General features: G+C 60.2%; 11 protein-coding genes and 1 pseudogene. 2 read left to right on the top strand and 10 right to left on the bottom strand.

Annotated elements, in window-relative coordinates; genetic code table 11:
* From OEG84_RS16065 to OEG84_RS16055, 3 genes are read right to left on the bottom strand one after another with little or no spacing between them, the layout of a single operon-like run.
* A complete protein-coding gene (locus tag OEG84_RS16065) occupies nucleotides 1–972 on the bottom strand; it encodes an ABC transporter permease (RefSeq protein ID WP_267654684.1) in 972 nt (323 codons plus the stop codon).
* Nucleotides 973–976: 4 nt separating this feature from the next.
* On the bottom strand, nucleotides 977–2,110 hold the full coding sequence (locus OEG84_RS16060; protein WP_267654683.1) for an ABC transporter permease: 1,134 nt from the start codon (nucleotides 2,108–2,110) through the stop codon (nucleotides 977–979).
* Nucleotides 2,107–3,642, bottom strand: coding sequence for an ABC transporter ATP-binding protein (locus OEG84_RS16055; protein WP_267656216.1), 1,536 nt, complete (start codon nucleotides 3,640–3,642; stop codon nucleotides 2,107–2,109). Before OEG84_RS16055 ends, OEG84_RS16060 begins: the two co-directional genes overlap by 4 nt.
* A 218-nt stretch (nucleotides 3,643–3,860) precedes the next feature.
* Here OEG84_RS16055 and OEG84_RS16050 point away from each other — a divergent pair, with 218 nt between their 5' ends.
* Together OEG84_RS16050 and OEG84_RS16045 are read left to right on the top strand one after the other, a co-directional pair.
* Nucleotides 3,861–4,301 carry an acyl-CoA thioesterase gene (locus OEG84_RS16050; RefSeq protein ID WP_267654682.1) on the top strand — a complete coding sequence of 147 codons (441 nt, stop codon included), beginning with the start codon at nucleotides 3,861–3,863 and terminating at the stop codon, nucleotides 4,299–4,301.
* The gene (locus OEG84_RS16045) at nucleotides 4,298–4,510 is read left to right on the top strand and encodes a SlyX family protein (RefSeq protein ID WP_267654680.1); all 213 of its coding nucleotides are present in this window, start codon (nucleotides 4,298–4,300) and stop codon (nucleotides 4,508–4,510) included. The genes OEG84_RS16050 and OEG84_RS16045 overlap by 4 nt, the downstream gene beginning before the upstream one ends.
* Nucleotides 4,511–4,580: 70 nt before the next feature.
* On the opposite strand, the pseudogene OEG84_RS16040 reads toward OEG84_RS16045, so the two are convergent.
* The 7 genes and pseudogenes from OEG84_RS16040 to OEG84_RS16010 all read right to left on the bottom strand — a co-directional run bounded on the left by OEG84_RS16040 (nucleotide 4,581) and on the right by OEG84_RS16010 (nucleotide 12,133).
* Nucleotides 4,581–6,193: pseudogene (locus tag OEG84_RS16040) on the bottom strand (glycoside hydrolase family 43 protein).
* Complete coding sequence (gene mgrA, locus OEG84_RS16035) at nucleotides 6,190–7,233, bottom strand: L-glyceraldehyde 3-phosphate reductase (RefSeq protein ID WP_267654679.1); 1,044 nt, start codon at nucleotides 7,231–7,233, stop codon at nucleotides 6,190–6,192. The pseudogene OEG84_RS16040 and the gene mgrA overlap by 4 nt, the downstream one beginning before the upstream one ends.
* 17 nt (nucleotides 7,234–7,250) lie before the next feature.
* The gene (locus OEG84_RS16030; protein ID WP_267654678.1) at nucleotides 7,251–8,396 is read right to left on the bottom strand and encodes a Gfo/Idh/MocA family protein; all 1,146 of its coding nucleotides are present in this window, start codon (nucleotides 8,394–8,396) and stop codon (nucleotides 7,251–7,253) included.
* Between the two features lie 5 nt (nucleotides 8,397–8,401).
* A complete protein-coding gene (locus OEG84_RS16025; RefSeq protein WP_267654677.1) occupies nucleotides 8,402–9,154 on the bottom strand; it encodes a sugar phosphate isomerase/epimerase family protein in 753 nt (250 codons plus the stop codon).
* 61 nt (nucleotides 9,155–9,215) lie between these two features.
* Nucleotides 9,216–10,298, bottom strand: coding sequence for an ABC transporter ATP-binding protein (locus tag OEG84_RS16020; RefSeq protein WP_267654676.1), 1,083 nt, complete (start codon nucleotides 10,296–10,298; stop codon nucleotides 9,216–9,218).
* A 4-nt stretch (nucleotides 10,299–10,302) separates the two neighbouring features.
* On the bottom strand, nucleotides 10,303–11,223 hold the full coding sequence (locus OEG84_RS16015) for a carbohydrate ABC transporter permease (RefSeq protein ID WP_267654675.1): 921 nt from the start codon (nucleotides 11,221–11,223) through the stop codon (nucleotides 10,303–10,305).
* Between the two features lie 13 nt (nucleotides 11,224–11,236).
* Nucleotides 11,237–12,133 carry a carbohydrate ABC transporter permease gene (locus tag OEG84_RS16010; RefSeq protein ID WP_425602859.1) on the bottom strand — a complete coding sequence of 299 codons (897 nt, stop codon included), beginning with the start codon at nucleotides 12,131–12,133 and terminating at the stop codon, nucleotides 11,237–11,239.
* Nucleotides 12,134–12,146 lie beyond the last annotated feature (13 nt).

Genomic DNA, 12,146 nt, shown 5'->3' with positions numbered 1-12,146 from the left:
TCAGCGTTCCTTGACATAGGGGACACCACCGGCGCGCGGCGGCACCGCCTTGCCGATGAAGCCGGCGAGCAGCACCACGGTCAGGATATAGGGCAGCGCCTGCATCAATTGCACCGGCACTTCGCCAATGATCGGCAGCGCATTGCCCTGCATGCGGATCGACATGGCATCGAGAAAACCAAACAGCAGGCAGGCAAACATCACATTGACAGGTTTCCACTTGGCGAAGATCAGCGCGGCCAGCGCGATGAAGCCCTTGCCGGCGGTCATGCCCTTCACAAAGCCGGCGGTCATCGCCATCGACAGATAGGCGCCGGCGATGCCGCAGAGAATGCCGCAGCAGATGACTGCGCGATAGCGCATCCAGGTCACCGAAATGCCGGCGGTATCGACTGCGCCGGGATTTTCGCCGACGGCCCGCAACCTGAGCCCGAAACGGGTCCGGTAGAGCACCCACCAGGTGATCGGTACCATGGCAAAGGCGAAATAGGTCAACAGGAAATGGCCCGACAGCAGGTTCGCATAAATCGAGCCGATGATCGGCACATTGGCAATCTCGGCGGCAAACGGCAGTTCAACCGTGGTGAACCGCGCGCCATCGAGCAACTGCGGCGTGCGCCCGCCCTGCCGGAACCAGGCCTGGCCGAGAATCACCGTGGCGCCGAGCGCTATGAAGTTGATCGCCACGCCTGAGACAATCTGGTTGCCGCGCTGGGTGATCGAGGCGAAGCCATGCACCAGCGCCAGGCAGACCGAGACGAAGATCGCCGCCGCCAACCCGATCAAGGCCGAGCCGGTGACAGCAGCGGCAGCGCCGCCGGCAAAGGCAGCCGCCAGCATCTTGCCCTCGAGCCCGATGTCGAAAATACCCGCCCGTTCCGAATACAGCCCGGCAAGGGCCGCCAGGATCAGCGGAACCGAGACGCGGACGGTCGATTGCAGGATGATGATGAGCGTATCGAAATATTCCATGATCTCACTCCGCCGCCGGTTCGGGTGCGGCATCGTTGACCGTGCCGAGGGTGGCAAAAAACGTGGTGATGGCCGGACGGAACATATTTTCAAGCGCGCCAGCAAACAGGATCACCAGACCCTGGATGATGGTGATCATGTCGCGCGAAATCTGCGGCATTTCGAAGGAGATTTCCGCGCCACCCTGATAGAGCACGCCGAACAGGATCGCCGCAGGAATGATGCCTGCAGGATGAGAGCGGCCCATCAGCGCCACGGCGATGCCGACGAAACCGGCGCCGGTGACGAAATCGAGCTGCATGCGATGCTGGTCGCCCATGATCGGATTGAGCGCCATCATGCCCGCGAGTGCGCCCGAGATCATCATGGTAATGATAATGATGCGGGTTTCACTGATGCCTGCATAGCGTGCAGCGCGCGGGCTGTGGCCCATGGTGCGGATTTCATAACCGAGTTTGGTGCGCCAAATCACCACCCAGACCACAAAGGCAGCGACCAGCGCCAGCAGGAACGACAGGTTGAATGGCGCGCCGCCAATATCGAGCCCGAAGATCGACAGCAGCCAGTCAAGCCGCGGCAATTGCCCACCCTCGGCAAAAGTGCGGGTCTGCGGCGCCATCGAGCCTTCAGCCTTGAGCACATCGACCAGCACGTAGACCATCAGGCTCGAGGCGATGAAATTGAACATGATGGTGGTGATGACGACGTGGCTGCCGCGTTTGGCCTGCAGCCATCCGGGAATCAACGCCCAGAGGGCGCCCATCATCGCCGAGCCGATAATGGCTGCGGGGAAAACAACATACCAGGGCATGTACTGATCCAGCCACAGCACCGGCAGCGCCACCCCCAGACCCGCGACATAGGCCTGCCCCTCGCCGCCGATGTTGAACAGGCCGCAATGGAAGGCAACGGCGACGGCGAGCCCGGTAAAGATGAAATTGGTGGCGTAATAGAGGGTGTAGCCGATTCCCTCGCCATAGCCGAAGGCGCCTTCGATCAGCAGTGCAGCGGCGCGCAACGGGCTTTCGCCGACCGCCAGAACCACAAGTCCGGCCACCATGAAGGCAACCACGAGATTGATCAGCGGGATCAGACCGTAATCCACCCAGCCCGGCAGTTTCGCATAGGGCGTGCTCATTGTGCCGCCTCCCTGGCATCTTCAACACCGGCCATCAACAGGCCGAGCTCGCCTTCCGAAGTTTCAGGTGGGCGTTCGCCAACAATCCGGCCATCGAACATGACCAGCACTCGGTCGGAGAGCGAACGGATCTCGTCGAGCTCGACCGATACCAGCAGCACCGCCTTGCCGGCATCGCGCATTTCGATGATGCGCTTGTGAATGAATTCGATGGCCCCGACATCGACGCCGCGGGTCGGCTGGCCGATGATCAGTACCGGCGGATCCCGTTCCATTTCCCGCGCCAGCACGATTTTCTGCTGGTTGCCGCCGGAGAAATTCGCCGTCTTCAACCGCGGATTGGGCGGGCGGATATCGTATTTCTCGATTTTCTCGACGGCGTCCTTGCGGATCGCGTCGATGTCGACAAACATGCCGCGAAGATATTTCGGGTCGTCATGGTAGCCCAGGATCGAGTTCTCGCTTTCATCGAACTTGAGCACCAGCCCCATGTTCTGGCGGTCCTCTGGCACGTGCGCAAGACCACGATGACGCAGGCTCGACGGATCCGCCTCCCCGGTCACGTGGATCGGTTCCCCCTGCAAGAGCACACGGCCCTTCAGGCCGCGACGGATGCCGGCAATCGCTTCCAGCAATTCGGTCTGGCCATTACCGGCGACGCCGGCAATGCCAACAATTTCACCGGCGCGGACATCAAAGGAGACGTTCTTGACCATGTCGACGCCGCGGGAATCGCGCACCGTCAGGCCTTCGATCGAAAGCAGCACTTCGCCAGGCGTGGCCGGCCCCTTGTCGACCCGCAACAGCACCCGGCGGCCGACCATCAGTTCGGCCAGTTCCTCTACCGAGGTCTCGGCGGTGGTGCGAGTCGCCACCATCTCGCCGCGCCGCATCACCGAAACCTCGTCAGTCACGGCCATGATTTCGCGCAGCTTGTGGGTGATGAGAAGGATCGTTTTTCCCTGCGCCTTGAGCTGCTCGAGAATCCGGAAAAGGTGATCGGCTTCGGCTGGAGTGAGCACGCCGGTGGGTTCGTCGAGAATCAGGATTTCGGCGCCCCGGTAGAGCGCCTTGAGGATTTCCACCCGCTGCTGAAGACCAACCGGCAGTTCTTCGATGACGGCATCGGGATTGACCTCGAGTTCGTACTCGCGCTCCAGTCGCTTGAGCTCGTTGCGCGCCTTGGTAATGCCGGCAGTCAGAATCTGGCTTTCCTCCGCGCCCAGCATGACATTTTCCAGAACCGTGAAATTCTCGACCAGCATGAAGTGCTGGTGGACCATGCCGATGCCGGCAGCAATCGCCGCATTCGGATCCTTGATCACGGTCTTCTTGCCGTCGATGAAAATGTCACCCTTGCCGGCCTGATAGAAGCCGTAGAGAATCGACATCAAGGTCGACTTGCCAGCGCCATTTTCCCCGATGATCCCGTGAATGGTGCCTTTGCGAACGCTCAGATTGATGTTCTTGTTGGCGTGAACAAGGCCGAAGCGCTTGTCGATCCCCTTGAGTTCAATGGCAATATCGTTCATGTGCTCTCGTTTTTTATGGATCGCCATTACCCGCCCCTGTCACGGCTGCGACCTTTGGCCTAGTCTCGACAGTTCTGAAAGCAATGTCCAGAATCATTTGAGGAGATGCCGGTGCAGCCATTCGTTTTCAACACAGCAGCCCAGTCAGGCTGGGTGGGCGGCGTCCCGGCGACAGCTTCTAGGCTGCGGCAAATCGCTACCGCCAACGGGGCAGTAAAATGGCTGTGACTCGCGCGCCGATCCCGACCCGAAGCGATTTCGCCCGGTTCACGAGCCTGCAAACCCGGTGGGCCGACAACGACATGTATGGCCACATGAACAATGTGGTGCATTACGGGCTGTTCGACACGGCCATCAATCAATGGCTGATCGAAACCAGGCTGCTTGACCCCTGGAACGGCCCGCTGATCGGCATGGTGGTCGAGACCGGATGCCGCTATCATGCCGAGGCCGGTTTTCCCGACCGCATCACCGCGGGGATATCGGTCAGCCGGCTTGGAAATTCATCCGTGACCTATGTGATCGGCCTGTTTCGCAATGATACGGAAACGGCCTTCGCGGACGGGCATTTCGTACATGTCTATGTCGATCGCGGCAGCCGGCGAACGGTGCCGCTGTCGGATCACTGGCGGCAGAAACTTGGAGAGATTTCGCGATGAATACAGATGACGAAGCCCGGCTGGTACGACTCGAGGAACTGGTCGCTCACCAGCAAGCAGCAATCGAGGATCTGTCGCGACAACTTTCCGACAGCTGGAAAGCCGACGAAAGACTTCGCGCCGAATTGGCGCGATTGATCGATATGTTCGAGGATATCGAGGATGGTGCAACAGCGCCGCCTGCCAACCAGAAGCCGCCGCACTGGTGATCGACAGCAGACTGGTAACTGGCACGCCAATCCTGCCCGATGGTGCGGGCGGAAAACTGCTAAGCCGGATTCACTGATCCCGCGGTAAATAATCGAAATGGCTGTAATCGGCGGGGATCGCATCGCCGGAGGTGTCGAATGCGGCCATGCCGACAAAGGCGCCGGTAAAGGAGGCGTGTTCACCGCGGCCGCCCTCGTCAGATATCACGCTGGCATCAAGCACCGGCCCGACCGGTACCCAGTCATCGCCGGCGTTCAGACGGTAGCGAAACCGCAACTCGGCGCCATCGACATCGAGCCCGAGACCAACCGGGCCTTCGCCGGGCAACGGCACAGGCTGATCCAGCGGAAACTGCAATCTGGCGTCGGGCCAGTCGCCGGGGCAACTGAGGATGGTCAGCGCACGGCCCCATTGCTCGTGCCAGGTCACCGCCAGGAAATGAAACTTGTGCCGGTTGTAATAATGCACCAGGCCTGCCGCCTGCTGGAAATGCCGCGGGGCAAATTCAAGCCGGGTTTCCGCCGAGAAGCTCAGATGTTCCTGCCTGCGGGCAACCAGGGCCTGCTCGAACCAACTGCCGATCGATTCGCGAGCGTAAAGCCGCAATGCTGACCCGGTCATCGAAAAGATGCGGTCCGGCTCGGGCGTCCTGAGCCACTGGAATTCATCGGGAAGCTCCGCTCCGTCAAACCGCCGGCGCACCGGTGCGGTTGGCTTTGGCATGCTCTGCGGATCGGGGGAAGGAACCTCGACTTCCGCTACCAGCCCGCCGCTGTGCAGGCGCAGCCAGCCATCCTCTCCCCAGACGCATTTCTGCAAGCCGGTCTCGCGGCCAAGCGGTGAACGACGGAGGCCCGGCAGCGGCCGCGAGCACAGGTGGGTGTGGTAGGTTTCGCTGTCCGGTGTTTCGACCATCTGACCGTGACCGGTGCGTTGCAGCGGCGCGTCCGGCGCATCCTTGGCGGTCATCAGGAAGATATCGGGAGCAGCTCATAAGGCCCAAGCAGATCACGGGAGCGGGCCATGGTGACGGCATGCGCGTAGCCCGTTCCACCTTCGGCGACAGTGAGATAGTACCAGCCCTTGCGCCGGAACAGATGCGCACCCTCGACCAGGCCATGGCTGCTGCCCTGGAAAATATTTACCGGGTCGCCGATCAGCTTTTCCGCGCCCGGATCATATTGCTGGGCGACAATGCCGGCAAAAGCGGGGTGCTTGGGCTGGCCGCCGATTGAATCGGTACGATGGTCTCAGAGCATGTTGAGGAACCATTTGCAGCCATCCTCATCGTGAAACAGCGACGGATCGAAACCTGAGGAATTGACCCGGACCGGATCCGACCAGGGGCCGGCAATGTCGGGCGCGGTGACGATATAGTTATGGGCGTCCTTGAAATTGCCGTCGAGGCGTTTGACGTCAGTGTAGACCAGCCAGAAAAGACCGTCGGCATGCGACAGGCACGGCGCCCAGATACCGCAGGAATCCGGGTTACCACGCATATCGAGCTGGCTGGCACGGTTGAGCGGCCGGCCCACCAGCCGCCAGTTGACCAGATCGGTCGAATGGTGGATCTGGGCGCCCGGGTACCACTCGAAGGTGGAGGTGGCGATGAAATAGTCCGACCCTACCCGGCAAATCGAGGGATCCGGATTGAAGCCGGGCAGGATCGGGTTGACGATCATTTCCGTGCGGGCCCGTCACGTTCAGCTGAGGCTGCCCACAGATTGATGTCGGCGTCACGCGCATATTGATCGATCTCGGCCAATTCGGCATCGCTGAAATCGGGTTTGTCGAGCGCACCGACGCAATCGATGATCTGCTGCGGACGGCTGGCGCCGATCAACGCCGTTGTCACCCGGCCACCACGCAACACCCAGGCAATCGCCATTTGCGCCAAGGTCTGACCCCGGCGTTCGGCGATGGCGTTGAGCGCGCGGATATTGTCGAGATTGCGCTCGTTGAGGAAACCGGCATTGAGCGACGAATTCTGCGCGGCGCGGCTGTCGTCCGGAATACCGTTGAGATATTTGCCGGTCAGCATGCCCTGCGCCAGCGGCGAAAAGACGATCGAGCCAATGCCCTCGTCATCGAGCGTATCGAGCAAACCGTCATCCTCGACCCAGCGGTTGATCATCGAATAGCTCGGCTGATGGATCAGGCAGGGCGTGCCGAGCTGCCTGAGAATATCGGCGGCTTCGCGGGTACGCTTGGAATTATAACTGGAAATCCCGGCATAGAGCGCACGGCCGGAGCGGACGATGTAATCGAGCGCCTGCATGGTCTCCTCAAGCGGCGTATCGGGATCGAAACGATGCGAATAGAAGATGTCGACATAATCGAGCCCCATGCGCTTGAGGCTCTGATCGCAGCTGGAAATGAGGTATTTGCGGCTTCCCCATTCGCCATAGGGACCAGGCCACATTCCATAGCCGGCTTTCGATGATATGATCATCTCGTCCCGGAGACCGTGAAAGTCGGTTTTCAGGATTTCACCAAAGGCGGTCTCGGCGGAGCCGGGAGGCGGGCCATAATTGTTGGCGAGGTCGAAATGGGTGATGCCCAGATCGAACGCGGTATGGCACAGTTCGCGCTTGAGATCGTGCGGCGTGTCGCCGCCAAAATTGTGCCACAGGCCAAGCGAAAGCGCCGGCAGCATCAGGCCGGACCGGCCGGTGCGCCGGTAACTCATCTTGCTGTAGCGGTCAGGTGCAGGTGTCCACATGGTGCTCTGCCTTTCTGTTATTGAGCGGTGGCGCAAAGCAGTGCGGCCGCCTGACTGGCGTCAAGCGGGGCGGGCTGCTCGCAGCTGGTGGTCAGCGTGACGAATGCGCCAGTCTCTCCGGAGTGGAGGATCGCTGTCATCACGTCAACCACGTGCAGCGCAAATTCCAGTGAACAGCGGTGCGGACGGCCCTCGGTAATGGCAACCGCCATCTCGGCAAGCCCGACGGCCCGGTAATTGGCCATCATGCCCTGTTCGTGCTGCTGATTGGGGACGCCCAGCGGATGCTCCCAGGTTGGTTTATCGGCTGCCGCGCCACCACCCTTGAGCAGTTCAACCTCGCCGCCGAAGAAATTCGGATCCGGAACGATCAGGCTGGCCTCTGTGCCGTAGAGTTCCATCGGGCGGTGACCGTGGGCCTTGACGTCCCAGCTGGCGCCGAGCGTGACCAGTGCGCCATTGGCAAATTCGAGCACCGCGTGCACCGTAGTCGGGGTTTCGACCTTGATCATTTCACCGTAGCGCGGCTTGGAGGTGATCTTGCGCTCGGGCGTGGGGACCGACGACATGGCGGTTACCCGCCGTACCGGCCCGATCAGTTGCACCAGATTGGAAATATAGTAGGGCCCGAGATCGAGCACCGGACCGCCGCCTGCCTGGAAGAAGAAGTCGGGGTTCGGGTGCCAGTGCTCCATGCCGGGGCTCAGCACATGGCAGGTGCCGCCGGTGACGCGGCCGATCTTGCCGGTATCGATCAGGTTGCGGGCAAGCTGATGCGCGCCGCCCAGAAAAGTGTCGGGCGCCGATCCCACTCTCAGGTTGCCCTTCTCGGCACGGGCGGCAAGGTCGCGCCCTTGCTCTACGGACAGCACAAAGGGTTTTTCCGAATAGACGTGCTTGCCCGCGTCAAGCACCTGAGCGGAAACCTCGTAATGGACGGCCGGGACCGTCAAATTGACGACAATATCGATGTCGTCGGCAGCCAGCAGCCCATCCACGGTTTCGGCGCGGATGTCATACTCCTTGGCGCGCGCCCTGGCCGCATCGGCGTTGATGTCGGCACAGGCCCGAATTTCAATGCCGTTGAACATCGGCGCGAGGCCGAGATAGGAAGTCGAGATATTGCCGCAGCCGATGAGGCCGACGCCTAAGGTCTTGCTCATAGTCATTACTCCGTGTTGCCGCGCGTCCATTCGATTGAGCGGGTTGCGAACCGCTTGGCATCGGACGGGTTGTCATGTTCCATGATGAAGAGCTTTGCCGGTGAGTGCGCCGCCAGTTGCTTGAACAACCCGAGCCAGTCGACCGTACCATGGCCGACATCGGCCCAGCCATCTTCATCCTCGGCTTCACCGTCAGGAGCGATGTCCTTGACGTGGACAGCGGTAATGCGGTCGCCATGACGGGAGATCCAGTCAATCGGGTCGGAGCCGCCACGAATGATCCAGGCGATATCGGCTTCCCATTCGATGTCGGGCGCGGCATCGAGCAGGATCTGCATCGGCAGAGTGCCGTCTGCGAGCGATGCAAATTCGAAATCGTGGTTGTGCCAACCGAATTTGAGGCCGGCGGCGCGGATTTTTGTACCCACGGCGCTCAGCCGTCGGGCGAAGGCTTCCCAGCCGGGGCGATCAGCGGGACGGTGTTCCGCAGCCAGATGGGGGCAGTAAATCCGTTTCATGCCAAGTGCGGCGGCTATGGCGAGCACCGATTCGGTATCGGACTCCAGCGCGTCCATGGAAAAGTGACCCGACGGCATGATCAGGCCGTGTTGGTCCAGTGCGCGGCGAAAGCCGGCGGGGTCTTCATAGACACCGCCAAAACCCTCTACCTGAGTGTAACCAACGGCGGCGATCATCGCCAGAACATCAGACCATGGCTGGAAATTGCGGGCGCTGTAGAGTTGGAATGAGAAATCCATCGTTTCGACCTTCCTGAGTATAGGCCGGCCTGAGGATAAGGCGGCCTGAGTGGACAAACAGCTAGAGCCTGAGCTCGGTTGATGCATCAAAGATTGAAGCGCGCGCCGGATCGAAGCCAACACGGACCTTGTCGCCGCTGCGATATTCGCTCTGACCATCAACCCGGAAGCGGAATTCGCATCCATCCAGCACGCCCCAGACAAGCGTGTCGGCGCCCATCGGCTCAACTACATCGACCTCGACTTCGGCCGAATAGCGCTCGGACGAAGCCGCATCGCCTGTAACAATGTGCTCGGGGCGGATACCGAATATGCCAGGGCCTGGTTTGGCCGGACCGGAGAACGGATAGCTCGCCAGATCAATGGTCTGCCCAGCGAAGCGGAACACGGGGCTGGCGCCAGCGTCGATATCACCCGGGATAAAATTCATCCCGGGCGATCCCATGAAACCGGCAACATAAAGATTGACTGGGCGATTGTAGATCTCGTGCGGGTTGCCGAGTTGCTGAATGGTGCCCGCGCGCATCACCGCGATGCGGTCGGCCAGCGTCAACGCCTCGATCTGGTCATGGGTGACATAGATCATCGTGTTCTGGAGCTTCTGGTGCAGTCGCTTGATCTCGACACGCAGTTCGGCACGCAATTTGGCGTCGAGGTTGGACAGCGGCTCGTCAAACAGGAACACCTCGACATCGCGCACCAAAGCGCGACCGATAGCGACGCGCTGGCGCTGACCACCGGAGAGTTGGGCCGGTTTGCGTTTGAGCAAAGGCTCGATCTGCAGCACTTCGGCAGCGCGGGTTATGCGGCTGACGATCTCGTCCTTGGGCATGCGGGCATTCTTCAGACCGAAGCCGAGATTGCCCTCCACCGTCATCTGCGGGTAGAGCGCGTAAGACTGGAACACCATGCCGATGCCGCGATTGCTCGGCTCTTCCCAGGTCACATTGCGTCCGGAAATGATGATCTGGCCGTCAGACACATCGAGTAGGCCGGCGATGCAGTTGAGCAAGGTCGACTTGCCGCAGCCCGACGGGCCAAGCAGCACCAGGAACTCGCCCTCGTCGATGTCGATGCTCAAGGACTTGAGAACTTCGAGGGCGCCGAACTTCAGGGTCAGGTCGCGGACCGATACACTAGTCATGTTGTCATCCCTTCACCGCACCGGCCGCGATGCCGCGCACAAACAGTTTTCCGGAAACGAAATAGACGAAAAGTGGCACAATACCGGTGAGGATCGTTGCCGCCATATTGACATTGTATTCCTTCACGCCCTGGGTCGAATTGACGATGTTGTTGAGTTGCACCGTCATTGGATAGAGGTCGGGCTTGGTGTAGATGACGCCGAACAGGAAGTCGTTCCAGATGCCCGTGACCTGCAGGATCATCGCAACCACGAAGATCGGCAGGCTCATCGGCAACATGATGCGGAAATAGATCGACCAGAAACCGGCGCCGTCAATGCGCGCAGCCCGGAACAATTCTTCGGGGATCGATGAGAAATAATTCCGGAACAGCAGCGTCAGGATCGGCATGCCGAAGACGGTGTGCACCAGCACCAGACCCGTGAGGCCACCATAGAGGCCCATCTCACGCAGGATAATGACGATCGGGTAAATCATCACTTGATAGGGAATGAAGGCCCCGACGATGAGGATGGCAAAGAAGGTCTCGGCGCCCTTGAAGCGCCAGTTGGCCATGGCATAGCCGTTCACCGAAGCAATGATGATCGACAGGATCACCGAGGGTATGAGAATGCGCACCGAGTTCCAGAAGCCGCGCGAGAGGCCTTCGCAATTGAGCCCCGTGCAGGCCTCCGACCAGGCCTTGACCCATGGCTGGAAGGTGATTTCCACCGGTGGTGAGAAGATATTTCCGAGCCGGATCTCCGGCATGCCCTTGAGTGAGGTGATGACCATCACGTAGAGCGGCAGCAAATAATACAGCGCCACCACGATCAGGGTGCTGTAGAGCATGATGTTGCGGCGCGTGAAGCGCTTGCGCGGCTTGCGGCCACGCGGCCCCTCGAGCGGAATCACTGATGGGCTGACGGGTTTGCCGGATGGCATGGTAAGGCTTGTTTCAGACACGACGTCCCTTGCCTCCGAATTCGAGATAAGCCCAGGGCACGACAACGATGACCACGGTGAGCAGCATCATGGTGGAGGCGGCAAAGCCCTGGCCGAGATTCTGCGACAGGAACATGGTGTCGTAGACATATTTGGCCGGCACTTCCGAGGCGATGCCGGGGCCGCCACCGGTCTGGGCGACGATCAGATCGTAGACCTTGATGATACCGGACGTGACCAGCACTAGCGCTGTGATGAAGATGCCGCGCATCATCGGAATGACCACGAAGAGGTAGGTTTTCCAGGTCGGAATGCCGTCGATGCGGCAAGCCTTCCAGATATCCTCATCAATGCCGCGCAGGCCGGCCAGCATCAGGCACATGATCAACCCCGTCTCATGCCAGAGCCCGGCAATCAGAACGCCGTAGATGACGATGTCGGAATTGTAGAGCGGGTCGAAGGCGAAACTGGTCCAGCCCAAAGACCGAACCACATTCTGGACGCCAAAATCAGGGTTGAGAATCCACTGCCAGGCAAGGCCGGTAACGATGAAGCTCAATGCGAAGGGATAGAGAAAGATGGTGCGAAAAGTGTTTTCAAAGCGGATCTTCTGATCCAGCAGCGCCGCCAGCAGAAAGCCGCCGATCATCACGAAGATCAGCGAAAGCACGCCGTAAATTGCCAGATTCTCGATCGAGATCAGCCATTTGCTGCTCGACCACAGCCGCTCGTACTGATCGAAGCCGACGAATTTTTCGCGTGGCAGCAATTTCGAATTGGTGAATGAATAAAGCACGGTCCAAAGCGTGCCGCCGACGAAAACCACCAAAACCGTCAAGACCATCGGGATTGCAGCGATCTTGGCATTGGCGTTGCGGAACCAGTTCGAAGGGCGTTTGTTTCGCGCCATCGCGTCCACTCTC

This window comes from Hoeflea algicola (genome assembly GCF_026619415.1).
GTDB classification, from domain to species: domain Bacteria; phylum Pseudomonadota; class Alphaproteobacteria; order Rhizobiales; family Rhizobiaceae; genus Hoeflea; species Hoeflea algicola.
The sequence above is the reverse complement of the archived record's forward strand: the minus strand, read 5'-3'. Positions and strand labels throughout refer to the sequence as shown.